Here is a 21,579-nt window from a genome sequence, read left to right as displayed (position 1 = left end):
TGGAAATGTTTGTTGCTTTTTGCGCCAATCAATTTCTAATTTAAGCGAGGTGTAAGGTATGAGCTCATTTGATAATACAATGAGATTCAGTTTTCCCGAGGAGCCAATGGAACATGATGTCAAACAAGTGCTATTTCAAGTATATGAAGCACTTCAAGATAAGGGCTATAATCCTATAAACCAGATCGTTGGTTATTTGCTTTCAGGGGATCCTGCCTACATTCCCCGCCATAAAGATGCACGAAATATTATTCGCAAGCTTGAACGGGACGAAATTATTGAAGAGCTTGTTAAATCATATTTAAATCAGCAGCGAAAGGGTTAAATAATGCGGACAATGGGACTCGATGTCGGCTCTAAGACAGTCGGCGTTGCTCTTAGCGATTTATTAGGTCTGACAGCTCAAGGCTTAGAAACATTGCAGATAAATGAAGAAAGACAGCAGTTTGGATTTGAAAAAATTGGACAAATTATTAATGAATATGAAGTCAGTAAGATTGTTGTCGGTCTGCCAAAAAACATGAATGGAACAATCGGTCCGCGCGGGGAGGCAAGCCAATTTTACGCTGAAGAGCTAAGAACCCGTTTTGGCTTGCCGGTTGTTCTCTGGGACGAGCGTCTAACAACAATGGCCGCAGAAAGAGTGCTGCTTGAAGCAGATGTCAGCCGGAAGAAACGGAAAAAGGTTATTGATAAGATGGCCGCAGTAATGATTTTACAAGGCTACTTAGATAGCCAAATTTAATGAGGTGAATAGAATGGATCACGGAGAAAATAATATTACAGTCGTAGATGAAGAAGGAAATGAGCAATTATGCGAGGTGCTTTTTACTTTTGATTCTCAAGAATTCGGAAAATCCTATGTGCTTTACTATCCAATGGGTGCAGATGAAGATGATGATGAAGAAATCGAAATTCATGCATCTGCGTTCATTCCGAATGAAAATGATAAAGATGGCGAACTAATGCCTATCGAAACTGATGAAGAATGGGATTTAATCGAGGAAATGCTTAATACATTCCTTGAAGAAGAGGAAGAATAATATCTGGAAACTGGTCTTTTATAGGCCAGTTTTTTATTTTACTAAAATAATTTAAAATAGTGCGGCTCTCTTATGTCAAAATGCAGCATGTCTCCATAAATTAATAAGTGTACAGGCATTTGATATGGAGGTGAAATAATGTCTAATCGCAGTCCTCTTTCAGGATTTAAAAAAGACGACGATAGTGTTGTCTGGATTTGGAATTATGTCGGGAATGCCAAAATCAAGATTGGCTATAAAATAAAAAAAGTGCTGCACCATGAACAATCGGAATTTCAGCAAGTTAGCATTGTTGAAATGGATGGGTTTGGCAGGGTATTAGTTCTTGATGGAACCCCGCAAATCTCTACCTTTGACGGATTTATTTATAACGAAATGATCAGTCATGTTCCTATTGTCACCCACCCAAACCCTAAGAAGGTTGCTATGATTGGCGGCGGAGATTGCGGGAATGCCCGTGAAGCGATGAAATATGATGGCATTGAAAAAATTGATGTCATTGAAATTGATGAGAAAGTAACTGAAATATGCCGAAAGTGGCTTACACCCCCTTCAGTATTTGAAAAGGACAACCGTTTTAACATCATCCATTGTGATGGGCTGGAATGGATGAAAGAAAATGATGAGAAATATGATGTGTTAGTCATCGACAGGCCAGACCCTGTGGGTCCTGGGAAAAAACTGTTTCAGCCGGAATTTTATCAGTATGTTTTTGATCGGCTGACAGAAGATGGCATCGCAGTCTTTCAATCAGGTTCCCCATATTATAATCAAGCCACTTTAAAGCGGACGGTTCAGCAATTACAGGAAAGATTTCCAATTGTCCGGACCTACCTGGTTTCTATCCCTTTATATCCCTGCGGAATTTGGAGCTTTACAGCAGCTTCAAAAAAATGGGATCCTCTCAATGCAGACCTGACAAAACTTAAACATCAAAGGACAAAATATATAACCCCTGAAGTTTTTCAAGCCTCTTTTGCCCTGCCGAAGTATGTTCAGGAATTATTTGATGAGGCTATAGAGGAAAGCTAGCTTAGAAAGGGACGCCAAAGTCCCTTTTAAAAAAGATCTTTTGCAACAAATTCTGTTTGAAAATCACTCATAATATCGGCAAATACATTAGCAGCTTCGACCGAATGGCTTTTCCTTAGGGTATAAGATAATTCGATTTGAAGGGAGTGAAAGTTTGGGCCATAGCCCGCATAATTTTTTCCATCCCCTTGGCGATGAAAGGCGATGGATGCGTCACCTTTGAACTTTTTGTCAAATATAATCGTGATATTTGGAAGTACTCCGTTTGCTTTTTCTATTAATTTTTCCCTAAACCAGCGTCTTATTTCAGGAGAACATGATCGGCCGCAAAGCGTTCCTATTTCTATAGCTGCAGGGCCATAATGCTTATCTTTCATCCCGTGAAAGGAAAGGTGCAAATAGGGCTTTATAATTTTTTTCTGCGACATATCGTAAATATGTAAATACTCAATCACCTCACGGATAACTCTCCGGTATTCTTCCACCCCTTTATTGTTTTGAATGTTGGGGACACGATTTAAATCACAGATTACCCTCGAAACCGAGCTGATAATTCCCGCACATCCAGTCCTCTTTATGATGTTCTCCACAATGACATCTGTGAATTGATCTGCATTAGGCGGGGCCGCATGCAGGGCCTCTGCATGACCAGATATAAATCCTTTGCCGATATTGTATTTTAGAAATTCTTGCTGAATATAGGGCACATGCATGGGTAACCACCTCTTGTAAGAATCATATTACATCATATTAATTATGAACTTTATTTGTGTTTTCATAATATATTAGAAAGTATTACAAGAAAAAATTTCCTCACAGAAAGACAATTAAAGGATAATTTCAATTGGAGGTTTTACATATGGAATTGACCGGGAAGCGATTCTGTATGATTTCAGATAAAGAACAATTACTGAAAATCCTCAATCTGAATAATGTGCCTTCTATCGAATTAGTTCATCCAAAGACATGTTCTTATCCGATTGTTGGAAGACTATTTGGCCATGATGGCGGAAGAAACCTTGGAGTTATTCATACCAAGGAACAGGCACTTGATGAAGGGTATGATTATTATACAAAGCTTTATTCATTAGAGAAGGAATATTATTTGGAAATTGAGTCACTTGCCATAAAAAAGGCTTATATTGCTGTCGGAGAGCATGTTATTCTTCATGACATTCCTATTCGAACCGGTGCTTTTGGCTGGCGCTGGAAAGAAACAGATATAAGTGAGTGGCAGAAGGAATTAAAAAATTTAGCCATCCGGGCATTGTACGTGACAGGTCTTAGGAGCGGTTTTGTTAAACTTGGCGAGTTAGCAGGAGGCTCTTTCATTGTAACGGATGTTAATCCGGCAAAAGACATGGATATGGAGCCAATTCATAAAGTCATAGAGCCTTTTACACTTGGGGCAGATGTAGAATTTATGCTTAGCTGCGAGGGAGAACTTTTGCCTGCATCAGACTTTTTTCCGATAGACGGTGGGGTTGGCTGCGATGCCCGCCAAATTGAGCAGGATAGCGGAGAATATGCTTTGGCAGAAATAAGGCCAGAACAGGCAGATAATCCGCATGACCTTTTCCGAAATATAGAAAGCCTTATTCATAAAGCATCAGAAATGGTTCCATTTAAAAATATTGAATTCTGTGCCGGGAGCATGCCTTTTTATGGCTATCAGGTTGGAGGGCATATTCATTTCGGTACTCCCCTTTCATTTTCTCTTCTAAAAGCGCTAGATTACTATCTCGCCATTCCAGTTTCGATGGTAGAGACTCCAAATACTGCAAGAAGAAGACGTAAAACTAAACATGGAGGACTTGGGCGTTATCGGGAAAAAAGCTATGGCTTTGAATATCTAACCTTGAGTTCCTGGATCATAAATCCAAAACTCACGATGTCTGTAATTTGTTTATCTCGCCTTATTGTCATCCATCATCATGAGTTAAAATCAGATTTATTATTCCATCCGCTTGTCCAGCAGGCATATTACCAAGGCAATCGCATCTTCCTCAAACAGCTATGGGGGGATATTAAAGAAGCTTTGATGAATACTTCGAGCTTTCCGCAGTATGAAAACGAGTTAGGCTATCTGTTTGAAGCAATTGAGGAAGGCTATTTATTTGCTGAAACGGAAGATATTCGCAATAACTGGGGAATCCAGCCTCATGAAAACCTATATGACCGCGGTCTTGTTATACAAATTCCAAAGAAGATGAGACAAAAGTTTAAGTTTCAGGAAGGACAACAGGCTTTTGTATGTGCAGGGAAAAATATATCCCAGGCTGAAATATGTGCTTATCCTTTTGCCTTCCGATATAGAAACACGGTTTATTTATCAGACGCACTAAGGGAGAGATTGTCTATTCCGAAAAATTGGAACCCAAGGATCACTTCTGTAAATGGTGTGATTTCACTTGGCCCGATTATTGGAATTCTGGCGTCAAGGCCATTTGATAGGCAGACGACCTATTTTCAGCATCTAGGCCGGCTAGCGCATGAGAAACAAATGCTAGTTTATGTTTTTGAACCAGACGACATCAATTGGGAACAGCAGCTGATTAAAGGTACAACAATTGAGGGGGAGGGATATTTTCCTTTTCCTGCAGTCATTTATGATCGATTTTTCTATGACGGGGAATGTGAGTATGACATTGATGAAATTCGTACAAAACTGGAAACTGTGTACAATATTCCATTTGTTAACCCAGTCACCTTATTCCGTTTAACAGGGGATAAATGGAATACGCATAAGCTCCTCTCTGATGAATTTGCCGAGTTTCTTCCTGAAACGCGACTTTTGCAGGGAGTATCAGATGTAACTGAACTGCTTGATAGTTACGGTGATATATATTTAAAGCCAGTTGGCGGGGCATTAGGCATGGGGATTATTCGAGTTATACGACGGCCTGCAGGAATTTTTTGGATTAGCAGCAGACAAAAGGCGTATGAACGGATCAATGATATCCAGGAACTGGAAGATCTAGTGGGCGGCCTTATGAACCAAACACCATATATTGTCCAAGAGGGAATTCGCAGAAAACAGCATGACAGAAGAAACCTGGAGATAAGAGTCTACATGCAAAAAAATGGCGGGAAAAAGTGGCTTCGGACCGGAATGGTGGCTAGGCTGGCAGCGGAAGATATGCTGACGGCTGAAACAGAGTCAAATATGCGTGTCTCAAAAGTGCTCCAGCTCATTTACCCTGATCCTGCGTTAAGGCGGCAAATAGTCAATCGAATGGCAGATATTACACGTGATGTTGTATTAGCCGTAGAAAGGGAAGTCGGTGATTTTGGTGAATTGGCAGTCGACTTGTGCATTGACCAATATGATTCCATAAAAATAGTTGAGATTAATTCAAAGCCCGATAATTTATTTTCACAGATAAAGGCCTATAAACTAAGAAGTTTGGCAGGGATTCGCCTTCTTAATTATGCAGCGTCCTTAGCAGGGTATTTGGATGAAAATTAAAGGGGATTAAAGGGGGATTATTTTGAAAAGCCTTGAGCTGAATGCCATTCTCAAGCAAATTGGCGGAGGCGTATTTCTCCATGGAGCTGGAAATCCGCGGATTGATTATGTCATGGACTCATCTGAAAAGGACATTGAAGACCATACACTTGTTTTTCATATGGATCATGAGCGCATTAGGGGAAAGTATTGGAAAAATAATAAGGCCATTGTCATTGTTACAGACCAGCCTGATTTATGTACCGATCTTAGTAAAGAAATTATTTTAATACAAACAAAGAATCTCAGCGAGGCATATTGGAGATTTATAGATTATTACCGAAGTCTTTTTGACATCCCGATCATTGGTGTAACCGGAACATGCGGAAAAACAACAACGAAGGAAATGATCCGCCAGATCCTCCGTGAGGATTATAATGTGGAATACACATGGAAAAGTATGAACTCCATGTCGGTAAATTTACGCTATTTAACTGACATAGATGAGTCTACAGAAGCAGCTGTTTTTGAAATGCCGGTAGCTTATCCAGGATACTTGAAAGTTGCATGCAGATGTTTTCAGCCGCAAATTCGAATTTTGCTGAATATCGGAATCCATCATCTGGCCGATTGTGAAACGCCTGAAGCATATATGAAGGCAAAAGGTGAAATTACCGAAGGCCTTGATACAGATAGCGGAACACTTATTTTAAATGCTGATGATGAAAATATCAAAAAGGTCATTGATGCAAAAAGGTACCAAAATGTTATTTATTTTGGAAAAAGTCGACACGCCCATTTCCGAATAAACGATATTCAGTATGCAAAGTCTGGGATGGATTTTACATTTGAACATGTTGGCCTTCAGTATGAAGCCTATATTCCAGGCTTTGGGGAACACAATGTGTATAATGCTCTTGCAGCCATTGCGGCTGTATCAAAAGTTAATGTATCAATTCCCGATGCGATAGAACGTCTGGCTCGATTTAAACAGGTAGAAGAGCATCTCGAAGTAGTTCCGGCAGCTAATGGAGCGACGGTTCTTAAGGATACCTGGAATTCCTCGCCATTGTCAATGGAGGCAGGTCTTACAGTCCTGAAGGACGTGGCAAATGGAAGAAAAACGATTGCTCTTTTAGGCTATATGCCTCAGCTTGGAGATGGCCAGCATGCGATCGAGCTTTATGAAAAAATGGGGAAAAAAGCTGCTGATACAAAGGTAGATTTGCTTATTGTTGCAGATGACAGGGCATGGGAAATTGGAAAAGGTGCATTAAAGCACGGAATGAATCCAGCTAAGGTGCATTTTTGTGAAGATGGGGATGAGGTATATGAGGTTTTACAGCCTTTTTTAGACGAGAACGCGCTCATCTTATTGAAAATTACGCATCGGGTAATGAAAAGGCCCAGCTTTCAAAGGTTAAGAAGCAGACTTATGCCAGAACCCGACCAGTAAAAAGATAAAGGAGCATAGCTGTGAAGAAAACAACACAACTTAGGAACTTAATTAACAGCGGACAGCTTGAATTTATTATGGAGGCCCATAATGCCTTATCTGCAAAAATCGTTGAGGAAACGGGTTTTAAGGGGATATGGGCAAGCGGTTTGTGTATGTCGGCAGCACTTGGTGTCCGAGATAATAACGAAGCGTCCTGGACACAGGTTTTAGATGTTTTGGAGTTTATGAGTGACAGTACAACAGTTCCAATCCTTCTAGATGGTGATACAGGCTATGGGAATTTCAATAATGCCAGAAGATTGGTAAAAAAACTGGAACAGCGCAATATAGCCGGCGTTTGTATTGAGGATAAAGTTTTTCCGAAGACGAACTCATTTATAAATAGTGAAACACAGCCTTTAGCCGAAATTGATGAGTTCTGCGGGAAAATTAAAGCAATGAAGGATACCCAATCTGATCGCGATTTTGTTGTAGTCTCAAGGGTAGAAGCTTTTATTGCCGGATGGGGACTGGAAGAAGCGCTAAAAAGAGCTGAGGCCTATCGGAAGGCAGGAACGGATGCAGTCCTTATTCATAGTAAACGTTCAGACCTCAATGAAATTGCAGCATTTATGAAGGAGTGGGGCAGCAGGCTTCCTGTTATTGTTGTACCAACTAAGTACTATACTGTGCCAACAGATCAAATCAGGAAATTAGGCATTAGTATGGCTATATGGGCTAATTATAATTTGCGCTCAGCCATTCAATCGATGCAGAAAACATCAAAGCAAATTTTCCAGGATGAAGGCATTATGAATGCTGAGAAAGAGGTGGCGGCATTAGAAGAGGTGTTTCGCCTTCAGGATGCAGAAGAGCTAGCACAAGCGGAAAAAAAATACTTGAAATCAGCGCCAAAAGAATAAACGAAAAAAGCAGGCATATCTAATTTAACAGAGCAAATAAACTCTCTTAAAGATGGTGGAAAAAATGATCAGTACCTCTTTATTCGGGGATGAGTTAAAAAGCATGGGGTATACATTATTCAGCGGTGTTCCCTGTTCGTATTTAAAGGACTTAATTAATTATGCCATTAATGAGTGCGATTTTGTTATGGCTGCAAACGAGGGGGATGCTGTGGCAATTGCCGGCGGCTCTTCCATTGGGGGAAGGAAATCCGCTGTCTTAATGCAAAATTCTGGTCTAACCAACGCTCTATCCTCACTAACCTCTCTTATCGATCCATTTCAAATTCCCATTTTAGGTTTTGTCAGCCTTCGAGGTGAGCCAGGGAAAATCGATGAGCCCCAGCATCAATTAATTGGTGAAATAACACCTGACTTGCTTAGTCTTTTGAACATCAACTGGGACTATCTTTCAACAGATATAAACAAAGCCATAGGCCAGCTTCGGCATGCCAATCAGATCATTGAACAAGGAAAGCCTTATTTCTTTATTGTAAGAAAAGGCACTTTTGAACCTGTAAAGCTTCAGGAAAAACCTTCAGAATTCAACAAGACCCCTTTCATAAAAAATAAATCCAAGGAGGATCAGCAGCCATCCAGATATGAGGTGCTGCAAGCCATAAGTCTGCTTGCTGACAGACAGACGGTGAACCTCGCTGCAACGGGAAAAACTGGGCGTGAACTTTACGAGATTAATGATGCAAAAAACAATTTGTATATGGTTGGATCCATGGGCTGTGTCAGTTCGCTTGGATTAGGCCTAGCCATAGCCAGACAGGATAAGTCAATTATCGCCATTGATGGCGATGGTGCACTTCTAATGCGAATGGGTAATTTAGCAACAAATGGCTATTATTCTCCTGAAAATCTTCTCCATATCCTGCTGGATAATAATAGCCATGATTCAACAGGAGGACAGCAGACAGTTTCCCATAATGTCGATTTTGTTGCTGCAGCAGCTGCTTGCGGCTATCAAAGCTCAATCTATATTCATCATATTGATGAGCTGCAGAAAGCGGTTGAAGATTGGAAGCAGACTAAAGGCCTTACCTTTCTCTATATGAAAATTGCATCTGGTTCGAAAAAAGGGATTGGGCGTCCGGAAATACGGCCTTTTGAAGTCAAAAAAAGATTGCAGGTGTTTCTGAATGGTTAATAGTGCAATAATCTTGGCTGCCGGTTTAGGCAGCCGAATTCAAAAGCATGCTGGGCAAAAGCCAAAAGGTTTTTTGATGTTAGCAGAAAAGCCAATCATAGAGCACTCCATCGCTAATTTACTGGAAATGGGATTTGAAAAAATATATTTAGGTACTGGATATCGGGCAGAGGAATATGAGAAACTCGCCCTCAGGTACCCACAATTGGTATGTATTCCTAATCCGGAATATGCCCAAACAGGAAGCTTATGGACCCTCTATCAATTCAAGGAACATATCCACGAAGATTTTCTGCTGCTGGAGTCAGATTTAATATATGAAAAAGCAGCTTTAAAAGTATTGAAGGACATGGATAAACCTGATGTCATTTTGGCCAGTAAGTTTACCAGCAGCGGGGATGAAGTTTTTATTGAGACAGACGAAAATCAGTTACTTTTAAACATGTCTAAATCAAGGGATAGCCTGAACGAGATTTACGGTGAATTGGTTGGAATCACAAAACTTTCATTTCAATCGTTTCAAAAAATATGTTCTGAGATTGAAGGAGATCCTAGGTATTGGAAGTGCCGAGATTATGAGGATGGCATCATTAAAGTTTCAAAGGATGTTAAAGTTTATGTTCTTAAGCATGACATTGTCTGGTGTGAAGTAGATGATGAGCACCATTGGACAAGGGCAAATCAATACATCTATCCGCTTATTCAATCAAGACAAAAAGCCAAGCCTCCTGTTCACAGAAATATATTATTAAATCCTGGACCAGCGACAACCAGTGATTCAGTTAAGTATGCCCAAATTGTCCCGGATATTTGTCCGCGGGAAGGTGAATTTGGAGAAATCATGACATTTATCTCTGAGGAGCTGACAAAGATGGCAGGGTCTCCTGATACCTGCACCACTGTATTATTTGGCGGATCTGGAACCGCTGCTGTTGAATCGATCTTAAGCTCCTGTATTGACACAGACCCTGTGATTATTATCAATAACGGAGCATACGGAAAAAGAATGTGTCAAATGGCTGAGGCTTACCGGCTGGAATATATAGAATACAAGAGTGAAGAGGCTGTCCCGCTTGATTTGCAGAAGCTTGAAGATACTATCAGGAATCTTAAGAGGAAGCCTTCGCACCTGGCGATTGTTCATAATGAGACAACAACAGGCATGCTTAATGATATTGAGGCTGTTGGAAGGCTTTGTGCAAAGTACAAAATGGAAATGATTGTTGATGCTATGAGCTCATTTGCAGCTATACCCATTAATATGGAGCAAATGAATATAAGCTATCTTGCTGCGAGCTCCAATAAAAACCTTCAAGGCATGGCGGGTGTTTCCTTTGTAATCGCTAATCTTACTCCATTGCAAAAAACAAAAAATATACCGCCAAGAAACCTCTACCTACAGCTATATGATCAATTTGACCATTTTAAAAGGACAAAACAAATGAGGTTTACTCCTCCGGTACAAACCTTATACGCTCTTAAACAGGCCATTCTTGAAACGAAATGGGAAGGCATCGAGCAGCGCTATGAGCGCTATGCGAAATCATGGGAGACTTTAGTTAATGGTCTAACCCGGCTGGGACTGAAATATTTGGTGCCCGAAAGTGCCCATTCGAAAATTATTACTTCAGTTGCTGAGCCGGAAAATGAACATTATGACTTTGAAGAAATGCACGAGTTTTTTTATAAGAGAGGATTTACCATTTATCCGGGGAAGCTTGATGATCGAAAAACTTTCCGGATTGCCAATATCGGGGATATAACTTCTAAAGATATGGAGGAATTTATTGTTCATCTGGAACAGTACTTAAAAGATTTGGAAAGGAGGTGAGGGAAGATTTCATGTTATCTGCTTGCAGTAGCAGTAATGGTCTCTGATGTAAATGGCAAAGTCCTTCTAGTAAAAGATAATCGGAGAGGATGGGAGTTTCCCGGCGGATTTACAGGCCTGGGTGAACCATTGGCAGACTCTGCCATAAGAGAAGTAAAAGAGGAGTCTGGAGTTGATATTCTATTAACAAAACTTTTAGGCATTGAACAAGATATTGAACAATCCCATATGGTCTTTATTTATAAAGGCTCTCCCATTGGCGGCAAGCTATCGTCCTCAAAAGAGACAAAGGCGGCTGGGTACTTTACAGTGGATGAGGCCCTCCAAATGATGCAGCTGGTACATTCAAAAGAGCGGCTGCTTCGCTGTATGAATGAAAAGGAAATTCCATTTAGCATTGAAATCGGCAAATAGCCGCACCAAAAACATGGTGAGGCTTTTTCTTTGCCTAAAAACAGCTTTTGTCATTTTATTGTTAAGAATAAAAGTGTGTTAAAAGTTAATGTTTTTTTAATCGCTGAGTTGATTGGAACGGAAGGCGCGAAGACTCCTGCGGGAGAAGCGTGTTCAGGGGAGACCCCGCAGGAGCGGTAGCGACGAGGAGGCTTCCGAACCGCCCTAAGGTGCGCGCAGCGCCTGGAGTGGAAATCAACGGCAAAGTATTACATAGCCATATAAAAAGAAAATATAGTATAATAAGCCGAGAAGAAGAGCTTAGGCCTGCAGGATGCAGGTTCTTAGCCTGCGAATAATGTTTCTCAAAGGAGGGGGATCATGTCAGAGGATAAAAAGACTAACAAAGAGATCATCCGTCAAAAAATGATAGAGCGCCAAAGTGAAGCCAAAGTAGTCAGGAAAATTGTCTTTATAATTACCCTTATATTAATCATTGGTGTTGGTGCCATTGCCGGCGGTGGTTATTTTTATATTAATTCAGCTTTAAAGCCTGCGGATCCAAATAACCAGACAGAAAAAAACATAGAAATTCCAATAGGATCGACATCTTCAGGGATTGGAAAAATACTTGAAAGCAAGGGGATTATTAAAGACGCACGGGTTTTTAAGTATTACGTAAAATTAAAAAATGAAGCTGGATTTATGGCCGGTGATTACAAACTAAGTCCGTCCATGACCATTCCGGAAATTATTAGCAATTTAAAGACAGGAAAAGTGGTCGAAGAGGTCGTCTTTAAATTAACCATTCCAGAAGGTAAACAACTTAAGCAAATTGCCAGTATTATTGCGGAAAAAACCAATAGAGATCCAAATGAGGTGCTGAACAAACTAAATGATCAGGCATTTATCAGTTCTTTAATGAAAAAATATCCTGATATTTTAACAAATGACATTATGAATGAAAATGTTCTTCATCCGTTAGAAGGATATTTATTTCCTGCCACCTATCCTTTTTACAAGGAAGATCCAACCATTGAGGAAATCGTTTATGTAATGCTGGACAAAACGGCAAATGTGCTGAAAAATTATCGCGGCGAAATGGAAGCAAAAGGAATGTCCGTTCACCAGCTTCTGACAATGGCCTCCCTCATTGAGGAAGAAGCAACTGAAAGGGTAGACAGGGATCAAATTTCAAGTGTATTCTATAATCGAATCGAAGCGGGAATGCCGCTGCAAACTGATCCAACCGTTCTTTATGCTCAGGGTGAACATAAGGACAAAGTACTCTATAAGGATTTAGAAGTAGACTCGCCATATAATACGTACAAATATCCAGGATTAACACCGGGTCCGATTGCTAATGCGGGCGAGACATCTATTCAGGCGGCATTAAAGCCGGCAGATTCTGATTTTTACTACTTTTTGGCAACATCTACAGGAGAAGTTTTATTCTCTAAAACTCTCGAAGAACATAACGTAAAGAAAGCGAAATATATTACCAACAATCAATAGGCGAAATGGATTAGCATTCAATCTTTTTTTATGCTAAAATAATTCAAGTGTTTTATAGCGTTTTTCACGGATGACATGGATTTTCTTGTTTTTTTTAAAATCCCCTTTTCGTGAACGCTATTTTTTTCTGTAAAAACGGAACCCCATGGAACCACAAGGCTGGGGCCCGATTAGGATCGAGGTGATGACAGCTTGCAAAATGATAAGCTGCATGCATATATTGAAGGGCTGATTCCTAATAGGCAAGCTCTTTTCAACGAGATGGAAATGTTTGCGAAGGAAAATCATATTCCCATCATGGAGCTGGCTGGTATTGAGGCTATGCTGCAAATACTTAGAATTCAAAAGCCGAAGCAAATTCTTGAGGTCGGAACGGCAATCGGCTATTCGGCATTGAGAATGGCTGATGCTCTCTCAGAATGTAAGATTGTTACGATTGAGAGGGATGAAGAGAGACTGGGTCTTGCCGAAAAATATATTCAAAGAGCTGGCAAAGAGCGCCAAATCCATATCATCAGGGGGGATGCTTTAGAAGTTGAATCTGAAGTAAAAGATCATGCCCCATATGATGCGATATTTATTGATGCGGCAAAAGGCCAGTATAAGCGGTTCTTTGAGCTTTATGCTCAATATTTAAGTGAAGATGGGATTATTGTCACAGATAATGTCCTATTTAAAGGTTTAGTATGTGAGAAGGAAATAGAAAATAAACGAATTCGAAATCTAGTTAAAAAAATAGATGAATTCAATCATTGGCTCAGCAATCATCCTGATTATCAAACGATTATTTTGCCCGTTGGTGATGGAGTTGCAATCAGTAAAAAGAGGTGAAAGAAATGACAAAACCAGAACTGCTAGTTACACCTAGAAGTGTGGATGATATTGTGCCGCTGGCAAAAGCGGGAGCAGATGCTTTTGTTATTGGTGAACAGCGCTACGGCCTTCGCCTTGCCGGAGAATTTAATAAAGAAGATGTCAAGAAGGCAATCGAGCTTGCTCATTCAAAAGGGAAAAAAGTATACGCAGCAATGAATGCTATTTTTCATAATGACAAACTCGACGAGCTTCCTGACTATATCAAATTTCTTCAGGAAGCAAAGGCAGATGCGATTATCTTCGGCGACCCTGCTGTATTATTAGCAGCACGCGAAACAGCCCCAGATATGTTGCTGCATTGGAACACGGAAACAACCGGAACAAACTGGTATACATGCAACTATTGGGGCCGCAAAGGTGCTAAACGTGCGGTTCTTGCCCGTGAAATCAGCATGGATGCCGTTATTGAAATCAAAGAAAATGCAAAAGTGGAGATCGAAGTTCAGATTCATGGAATGACAGCTATGTTCCAGTCCAAGCGTTCACTATTAGGAAACTATTATGAATATCAGGGCAAAGTGATGGAAATCGAAAACCGCAAACAAAGTGATCAAATGATACTCCATGATAAAGATAGAAACAACAAATACCCAATCTTTGAAGATGCCAATGGCACACATATCATGAGCCCTAATGATATTTGTATGATTGACGAGCTTCAGGACATGATTGAAGCTGGTGTTGATTCATTTAAAATCGACGGGATTTTAAAAACTTCAGAATATATCCTTGAAGTAACAAAGCTTTACAGAAAAGCCATCGATCTTTGCGTGGAAGATCCTGATCAATATGAGGATGAAAAGGATGGGCTTTTAAGCAAGGTGGAAGAAATCCAGCCGGAAAGCCGTCCGCTGGATACAGGATTCTTCTTTAAAGAAACGGTTTATTAAAAGGAGGTTTTAACTTATGACAGTGGTGAAAGAGCCTATTTCACAAATCATTGATGGAAAACGTGTCATTGTTAAAAAGCCTGAATTGCTTGCTCCGGCAGGAAATTTAGAAAAACTAAAAATTGCTGTCCATTACGGGGCTGATGCCGTTTTTCTTGGCGGTCAGGAATATGGTCTCCGTTCAAATGCAGATAATTTCACCTTCGAGGAAATGAAGGAAGGTGTTGAGTTTGCCAAGAAATATGGGGCTAAAATCTATGTAACAACCAATATCTATGCCCATAATGAAAATATTGACGGACTTGAGGATTATCTTCTCGGTCTAAAAGAAGCAGGCGTGGCTGGAATTATCGTAGCAGACCCATTAATTATTGAAACATGCCGCAGAGTAGCACCGGAAATTGAAGTTCATTTAAGCACCCAGCAATCCCTGTCAAACTGGAAAGCGGTTCAGTTTTGGAAGGAAGAAGGACTAGAGCGGGTTGTTCTGGCACGTGAAACAAGTGCAGAAGAAATTCGTGAAATGAAAGAAAAGGTCGATATTGAAATTGAAACCTTTATCCATGGCGCCATGTGTATTGCGTATTCCGGACGCTGTACGCTCAGCAATCATATGACAGCGCGGGATTCTAACCGTGGCGGATGCTGTCAATCCTGCCGATGGGATTACGATCTTTACAAGCTTGAAGGGGATCAGGAGATTCCGTATTTCAATGAAAAGGATGCACCATTTGCCATGAGTGCAAAAGACTTAAACTTACTGCAATCCATTCCAGGCATGATTGAACTGGGCATTGACAGTTTTAAAATTGAAGGACGGATGAAGTCCATTCACTATATTGCGACAGTCGTCAGTGTATACCGCAAAGTAATTGATGCCTATTGTGCGGATCCTGATAACTTCCAGCTTAAAAAGGAATGGCTTGACGAGCTTGCTAAGTGTGCAAACCGTGAGACAGCTCCAGCATTTTTTGAAGGTGTTCCAGGGTATAAGGAGCAATTGTTTGGAAACCATAGCAAGAAGGCAAGTTATGATTTTGTCGGCTTAGTGCTAGATTATAATCCGGAAACTCAAATTGTTACCATCCAGCAGCGGAACCATTTTAAACCAGGACAAGAAGTAGAATTCTTTGGTCCTAATATGGAAAATTTCACTTTTACCATAGGGGAAATTTGGGATGAAAAAGGGAATGAACTTGACGCAGCCCGTCACCCGCTGCAGATTGTTCAATTTAAGCTGGATAGGCCTGTCTCACCTAGTGATATGATGCGAAAAGGAGAAATTCAGCCAGCATGAATCGCAAACCCGTTGTGATCGGTGTTGCCGGAGGCTCTGGGTCCGGAAAGACGAGTGTGGCAAGGGCTATCTATGAGCGTTTTAAAGGCCACTCTATCTTAATGTTAGAACAGGACTATTATTACAAAGATCAGGCTCATTTGCCTTTTGAGGAAAGACTGAAGACGAATTATGATCATCCGCTTGCATTTGATAATGATCTGCTCATTAGGCATCTAAAAAAGCTGATCAATAAAGAATCAGTCAATAAGCCTGTCTATGATTATGCCCAGCACACTAGATCAGAAAAAGTTATTATGGTTGAACCGAAGGATGTTATTATCTTAGAGGGAATACTGGTTCTGGAAGATGAACGTCTCCGCGATCTGATGGATATTAAATTATTTGTAGATACGGATGCTGATTTACGTATAATTCGCCGTCTAACTAGAGATATTAATCAACGCGGCAGAACATTTGATTCAGTAATTGATCAATACGTAAATGTTGTTCGTCCCATGCATAATCAGTTTATTGAACCCACAAAACGCTATGCAGATCTGATTATTCCTGAAGGCGGACATAATCATGTCGCTATTGATTTAATGGTGACAAAGATTCAAACAATTCTTGAACAAAAGTCATTTTTGTGACACAATAGCATAGACAATATATAACGGTCCATGTTTTAGGACAAAAATGTGGTGCGCGACCTATTAATAGGCCGCGCTCCTATATTAATTTGACTTACATAATTTTAGAAAGAAAATCATTTTTAGAATGGTTAATTTTTTTTTAGGAGTGATGGTTGTGGCTACTGAAAAGGTTTTCCCTATGACACAAGCTGGGAAAGAGAAGCTTGAACAGGAATTAGAATTATTAAAGACTGTAAAGCGTAAAGAAGTTGTTGAAAGAATAAAGATTGCAAGAAGCTTTGGCGACCTTTCTGAGAACTCCGAGTATGATTCAGCGAAGGAAGAACAAGCATTTGTGGAAGGCAGAATTACAACAATTGAAAATATGATCCGTAATGCAAAGATTATTTCTGAAGCTGAAATGAGCGCTGATACGGTTTCATTAGGAAGTTCTGTTACGTTCATCGAGCTTCCAGACGGTGAAGAAGAGACTTACACGATTGTTGGAAGTGCAGAAGCAGATCCGTTTGATGGAAAAATTTCAAATGACTCACCAATCGCCAAAAGCTTAATGGGACGTAAAATTGGTGAGGAAGTAAAAGTGCAAACCCCTGGCGGAGATATGGATGTCCGCATTATTGCAATTAAATAGGCCTGAAAACGGAAATCAATTTTAGCAATCAAATAAGAAATTGTCTTAAAATTCGGGTTTGAATAGATGAAACCTCGTCAAAACTTTTGACGAGGTGTTTTTTTATGTGGAGAAAAAGAGCGGTTGTCTGGCTTTGTATTTGTTTATTAGGGCTTGGGCTATTGACTGCCAGGCTTACACAAATCCAATTAGTATCAACAGAACATTTTACAAAACATAAAATAAATTTGCTTGAGGCGAGCGTTGCGCAAAGATCCCATGAAATGGTACTTGATACAGGCAGGGGGAATTTCCTGTATCAGGATGGAAAGCCAATCACTCATCAGTATTTGCCAGTCCTGATACTTTTTCCATTTTTAAAACAAATGGAATGGGATAGCAAAAAAGTATCAGAAATCCTTGGCATTTCGGAATATGCCTTACAGCATGCGGTGGAAAAGGCCAAAAAACCTTTTGCCTATGGAGAGCCTAAACCCATCGAGTTAACTGAAAAACAAATGGAACAGATTAATTCACTGAAAATCCCTGGCGTATTTGCTGTAGAGAAAAAATATCATGCTTCACAGAATTTGGCTGAGCATCTAGTCGGCATCACTGGTGAAAATGAAAAGCTACTGCGGTCCCGGTATCCGGACAAGGAACTGCCGGTCAAAACAATGGTTGGGTTAACGGGGATGGAAAAAAGCTTTGATGAATTCTTGCTTCCAGATGGGGAGTCCAAGCTCATCTATCATGTAGATGCCACAGGAGGCCCTCTCTTTGGCATTAATGTTAAATATGTTGAACCAGCAAATCCTTTTTATCCGATTAATATCAAAACGACTCTTGACTATGATGTGCAGGCAATGCTGGAAGATCTTGCGGATAAACATAAGATTAAAAAAGGCGGCATTGTCTTATTGGACATCAAAACAAATTCTGTATTAGGAATGGTATCGCGTCCATCCGTCAATCAAAAAAACCCCTTTGATAAAGATACAGGCGGATCAGAAAATTTAATGGTGAAACAGCAAATTATGGGGTCTGTATTTAAAACCGTTGTAGCGGCTGCAGCTATAGATCGGCAGCTGGTCACCCCAGACAGAAGGTTTGACTGCAGCAGGAAAATAAATGGTGAACCAGATTTGCAGTTTCAATACGGAATGCTAAATTTCGACGATAGCTTTGCTAGAAGCTGTAATAATACATTTGCTACATTGGCGAAGGAACTTAAGGATATTGATGAAAACCTTCTCGAGAGTTATGCTAAAAGGCTTTCTTTAATCGGATCGGTAGGCTGGAAAGGCGACATTTACCATTTTGAAGACTTTGAGCAATTAAAGGATGAGGACCCGGGCAGGATCTTTCTTACAGAGGACGCCAAAAAAGATGAAAACTTTGTTGGCTTAACGGGAATTGGCCAGCACGAGGTTCGGGCAACTCCGTTAGCAGTAGCAAATATGATGGCAACAATTGCCCGGGGCGGTAAAAAAGAAATGGTGAGGGTAGCTTCAAAAATTGAGTATAAAAATGGGACGTCACTGCTTGAGTTCAAACAGCAAAAACTAGCAGGTGATACGATTTCGCCCTATGCTGCTATGAGACTGCAAAAGCTTTTGCGTGAGGTCGTGACCAATCCAAATGGCACAGGCCGATGGTTTCAGGGACTCCCTTATGAGGTAGCTGGAAAGTCAGGTACGGGGGAAACAGGAAGAAAGAAGGATGGTGAGCTTTTATATAATAAATGGTTTGCCGGCTATTTTCCGTATAAAGACCCAAGATATGCGCTTGTTACGGTTAATTTTGATGTAACCAGTAATAATGGAGGAGTAAATACCCTGTTTGCCGACATTGTTCGAGGGTTATATCAGCTTGACAATCCACAGGTACAACCCCAATAAAAGGGATATTTCTTGGCTGAATTTTTGAGACGTGTTAAAATGTTGAAAGTTAAAAATATGCAATGTCTTCTGGGGAGGAGAAAACGGTGAAAGGAAATAAGTTATCAAATTCGCGTCAATCCCGTTCTGAAAAACTTGGAAAACGAAGAAAAACCAATTTGATTTTAAATCTATTAATTGGCTTGGTCATCCTGTTAATTGTAGTCGTTTCATCCGCTATTTTTCTCGGAGGAAATGATAACGAGGCAGCTATAGAAGATAAAAGCACACAAACAGAGCAGAACAGCAAAAAGACAGAGGCAGAAAAAGCACCATCCAAAAAGGATGAGTCAACAAAAGAAACGGCTGAAGATCGGGCAGAAAGCGAAGATAACGTGCCGGAAGAACAGCCAGCAGAAGAAACCGCTGATGATGAACAAGCCCAAGAGGTTGCTCCGGCTGATAAAGAGCAGGAAGTGGTTAAAGAAGGGGGAGATGGTGAGGATGTTGCCAAAACCGTTGTCAACCCAAGCTGGAAGCCAATTGGCACCACACAGACAGGAGAACACGCTAATAATTTTGATACAGAGTCAACAGATTGGAAGGAAATGCTGCAAGCGGTTTCCTATGCAACAGGATTGGGCCAGGATCAAATGACGCTTTGGTATCTCGGTAATAATGGCCATAATAAGGCAGTCGCGACGATCTCACCTAAAGGGCAGAAAGAAAAATCCCGCGTCTATATTGACTGGGTGGATGGCCAGGGATGGAAGCCAACTAAAATAGAACAAGTAACTGAATAAGCGGAAGAATAAATAAAAAAGAATCATAAAATATCTTAGCAACGAAAGAAGAGGTAAATTCGCAAATGAAAATAGGCATCATTGGAGCAATGGAAGAAGAAGTAACCCTTTTACGTGAAAATATAACAAATGAAACACAGGAAGTCATTGCCGGCTGTGAGTTCACATCAGGCAAGATGAATGGCGCAGACGTTGTCCTTCTGCGCTCAGGGATTGGAAAAGTGAATGCAGCTTTATCAACAGCCATCCTTCTTGACAGATTCCAGCCTGATTATGTAATTAATACAGGATCAGCAGGAGGCATAAATCCTGAACTGAATGTTGGGGATATAGTCATTTCAACGGAGGTTAGGCATCACGATGTGGATGTAACTGCATTTGGCTATGAATATGGCCAGGTACCGCAGCTGCCGCCGGCTTTTGAAGCTGACAGCTACTTAATGCAAGTAGCTGAAAAATGTGCGGAGGAAATTTCCGATGTGACAGCAGCAAAAGGGCTAATTGCTACGGGAGATTCTTTCATGAATGATCCCAAAAGAGTAGATTTTGTTAAGGGGCAATTTACCGGCCTGCAAGCACTGGAAATGGAGGCAGCAGCAATTGCGCAAGTCTGCCATCAATTCAAAACTCCGTTCGTCATCATCCGTGCCTTATCTGACATCGCTGGAAAAGAGTCGGACATATCTTTTGACCAATTCCTCGACAAAGCCGCACACCACTCAGCAAGCATGGTTATGAGGATGGTTTCGGAAATTGTTAAAAAGTAAGAATAGCTGCTGTTTGTAATCGGAGCAGAAGGTGCAAAGACAAAACGTAAAAAAATTTAAAAAATTAGGCAAAAAATATGTTTACAAACATATCAAACGTGGTTATAATTACCAGTGTAAAGTGAAAAATTTCCAAAGGAGGTCGAATCAAATGATCAATGTATGTGGATTAACAACTGTAATGCTTAATACAACTTTATACTTTACAAATTCGACCTATAGGAAATGGTTCGCTTAATGTTTAATTAACATACGACATCCATGCCGCAGGGAGAATGATGTTTCCTGCGGCTTTTTATGCCCAAAAAGCTTAACCGCAGGAGCAGTGTCTCATTGCGGCTTTTTTGTGCCCAAAAATGGATGTCTGCTAAAAGGGAGGTGATAGGAGATGACATTGAACATATTATTTTTAACCATCACAATTAAAAAACGTAAAGTAACTATGGAAGAAGCTCTTCATGATGAAATGATGAAGCAGATTCAGGAAGAAATACGTGATCGTCAATTTACATTGTATCGTACGTTTTAATTTTTAAAAAAACTTTTGGGAAAGGTGGAGATGATGATGATTTTTATTCATGTTAGAAAGCAATCTATTTTACCGGTGGAGAAAGATTCCACTTAGCTAAACTAAGTGAGGGGATGTTTATGGTGCTGCATGTACTGCTTATATCGCTGGAATTTATTAAAAAGAAAAAGAATAATTAAAAAGAGACCCTCTTAAATTACAGTATTTTCCTGTAACAGAATGTTCAATATTTATTTGAAATACCTGAAGCGAAATATGGTACATTTGAGGTGAAATACAATAGTATTTTAAGGGGGAACCGTGTATGTTTATCATGGTAATGGGGATCACAATTTGTGCTGTTATCGGATGCGTTATCACTGCGGAGGTTAGTGTGGAGTAGAAATAGATAAAAAAGAGGGGCTGTCCAGAAAGTAAGTTTCGATTAACTTTCTGGATCCCCCTTTTTTTATTTCTGGCTCTTTGAAATTTGGC

At 40.3% G+C, this 21,579-nt stretch carries 21 protein-coding genes; 20 read left to right on the top strand and 1 reads right to left on the bottom strand.

Going from position 1 to position 21,579, the window contains the following annotated elements; all coding sequences use genetic code 11:
- Positions 1–58 precede the first annotated feature (58 nt).
- The 4 genes from AC1Q59_RS18130 to speE all read left to right on the top strand — a co-directional run bounded on the left by AC1Q59_RS18130 (position 59) and on the right by speE (position 2,075).
- Positions 59–325, top strand: a complete 267-nt coding sequence (locus AC1Q59_RS18130) for an IreB family regulatory phosphoprotein (RefSeq protein WP_492367269.1) — start codon at positions 59–61, stop codon at positions 323–325.
- Between the two features lie 3 nt (positions 326–328).
- The gene (gene ruvX / locus AC1Q59_RS18125; protein ID WP_492367268.1) at positions 329–745 is read left to right on the top strand and encodes a Holliday junction resolvase RuvX; all 417 of its coding nucleotides are present in this window, start codon (positions 329–331) and stop codon (positions 743–745) included.
- A gap of 13 nt (positions 746–758) precedes the next feature.
- A complete protein-coding gene (locus AC1Q59_RS18120) occupies positions 759–1,043 on the top strand; it encodes a DUF1292 domain-containing protein (RefSeq protein WP_492367267.1) in 285 nt (94 codons plus the stop codon).
- Positions 1,044–1,181: 138 nt separating this feature from the next.
- Complete coding sequence (gene speE / locus AC1Q59_RS18115; RefSeq protein ID WP_492367266.1) at positions 1,182–2,075, top strand: polyamine aminopropyltransferase; 894 nt, start codon at positions 1,182–1,184, stop codon at positions 2,073–2,075.
- Between the two features lie 26 nt (positions 2,076–2,101).
- Here the strand turns inward: speE and AC1Q59_RS18110 are convergent, their stop codons facing one another.
- The gene (locus AC1Q59_RS18110; RefSeq protein WP_492367265.1) at positions 2,102–2,788 is read right to left on the bottom strand and encodes an N-formylglutamate amidohydrolase; all 687 of its coding nucleotides are present in this window, start codon (positions 2,786–2,788) and stop codon (positions 2,102–2,104) included.
- A 146-nt stretch (positions 2,789–2,934) separates the two neighbouring features.
- Between AC1Q59_RS18110 and AC1Q59_RS18105 the strand changes: the two genes are divergently transcribed.
- From AC1Q59_RS18105 to AC1Q59_RS18030, 16 genes are all read left to right on the top strand, one after another.
- Positions 2,935–5,544, top strand: a complete 2,610-nt coding sequence (locus AC1Q59_RS18105) for a putative amidoligase domain-containing protein (protein WP_492367264.1) — start codon at positions 2,935–2,937, stop codon at positions 5,542–5,544.
- A gap of 22 nt (positions 5,545–5,566) precedes the next feature.
- Positions 5,567–6,979, top strand: coding sequence for a Mur ligase family protein (locus tag AC1Q59_RS18100; RefSeq protein ID WP_492367263.1), 1,413 nt, complete (start codon positions 5,567–5,569; stop codon positions 6,977–6,979).
- A gap of 20 nt (positions 6,980–6,999) precedes the next feature.
- Positions 7,000–7,884, top strand: a complete 885-nt coding sequence (gene aepX, locus AC1Q59_RS18095) for a phosphoenolpyruvate mutase (RefSeq protein WP_492367262.1) — start codon at positions 7,000–7,002, stop codon at positions 7,882–7,884.
- A gap of 64 nt (positions 7,885–7,948) precedes the next feature.
- The gene (gene aepY, locus AC1Q59_RS18090) at positions 7,949–9,079 is read left to right on the top strand and encodes a phosphonopyruvate decarboxylase (RefSeq protein WP_492367261.1); all 1,131 of its coding nucleotides are present in this window, start codon (positions 7,949–7,951) and stop codon (positions 9,077–9,079) included.
- The gene (locus AC1Q59_RS18085) at positions 9,072–10,910 is read left to right on the top strand and encodes a 2-aminoethylphosphonate aminotransferase (protein ID WP_492367260.1); all 1,839 of its coding nucleotides are present in this window, start codon (positions 9,072–9,074) and stop codon (positions 10,908–10,910) included. The genes aepY and AC1Q59_RS18085 overlap by 8 nt, the downstream gene beginning before the upstream one ends.
- 6 nt (positions 10,911–10,916) lie before the next feature.
- Positions 10,917–11,324: an NUDIX hydrolase gene (locus AC1Q59_RS18080; RefSeq protein WP_492367382.1), complete on the top strand. Its 408-nt coding sequence runs from the start codon at positions 10,917–10,919 to the stop codon at positions 11,322–11,324.
- A 357-nt stretch (positions 11,325–11,681) separates the two neighbouring features.
- Positions 11,682–12,818 carry an endolytic transglycosylase MltG gene (mltG, locus tag AC1Q59_RS18075; protein WP_492367381.1) on the top strand — a complete coding sequence of 379 codons (1,137 nt, stop codon included), beginning with the start codon at positions 11,682–11,684 and terminating at the stop codon, positions 12,816–12,818.
- Positions 12,819–13,010: 192 nt separating this feature from the next.
- On the top strand, positions 13,011–13,649 hold the full coding sequence (locus AC1Q59_RS18070; RefSeq protein ID WP_492367259.1) for an O-methyltransferase: 639 nt from the start codon (positions 13,011–13,013) through the stop codon (positions 13,647–13,649).
- A gap of 5 nt (positions 13,650–13,654) precedes the next feature.
- Complete coding sequence (locus tag AC1Q59_RS18065) at positions 13,655–14,584, top strand: peptidase U32 family protein (protein ID WP_492367258.1); 930 nt, start codon at positions 13,655–13,657, stop codon at positions 14,582–14,584.
- A 16-nt stretch (positions 14,585–14,600) separates the two neighbouring features.
- Complete coding sequence (locus tag AC1Q59_RS18060) at positions 14,601–15,881, top strand: peptidase U32 family protein (protein ID WP_492367257.1); 1,281 nt, start codon at positions 14,601–14,603, stop codon at positions 15,879–15,881.
- Positions 15,878–16,513, top strand: coding sequence for a uridine kinase (gene udk, locus AC1Q59_RS18055; RefSeq protein ID WP_492367256.1), 636 nt, complete (start codon positions 15,878–15,880; stop codon positions 16,511–16,513). The genes AC1Q59_RS18060 and udk overlap by 4 nt, the downstream gene beginning before the upstream one ends.
- Positions 16,514–16,670: 157 nt before the next feature.
- Positions 16,671–17,147 carry a transcription elongation factor GreA gene (greA, locus tag AC1Q59_RS18050; RefSeq protein WP_492367255.1) on the top strand — a complete coding sequence of 159 codons (477 nt, stop codon included), beginning with the start codon at positions 16,671–16,673 and terminating at the stop codon, positions 17,145–17,147.
- Positions 17,148–17,251: 104 nt separating this feature from the next.
- A complete protein-coding gene (locus AC1Q59_RS18045; RefSeq protein WP_492367254.1) occupies positions 17,252–19,027 on the top strand; it encodes a peptidoglycan D,D-transpeptidase FtsI family protein in 1,776 nt (591 codons plus the stop codon).
- A gap of 86 nt (positions 19,028–19,113) precedes the next feature.
- Positions 19,114–19,809, top strand: a complete 696-nt coding sequence (locus tag AC1Q59_RS18040; RefSeq protein WP_492367253.1) for a YrrS family protein — start codon at positions 19,114–19,116, stop codon at positions 19,807–19,809.
- 65 nt (positions 19,810–19,874) lie between these two features.
- A complete protein-coding gene (gene mtnN, locus AC1Q59_RS18035; protein ID WP_492367252.1) occupies positions 19,875–20,576 on the top strand; it encodes a 5'-methylthioadenosine/S-adenosylhomocysteine nucleosidase in 702 nt (233 codons plus the stop codon).
- Between the two features lie 388 nt (positions 20,577–20,964).
- Positions 20,965–21,105, top strand: a complete 141-nt coding sequence (locus AC1Q59_RS18030; protein ID WP_492367251.1) for a YrzI family small protein — start codon at positions 20,965–20,967, stop codon at positions 21,103–21,105.
- Positions 21,106–21,579 lie beyond the last annotated feature (474 nt).

This window comes from Cytobacillus sp. MT66 (assembly GCF_058792595.1).
This window is presented reverse-complemented; position numbering and strand designations above follow the sequence as displayed.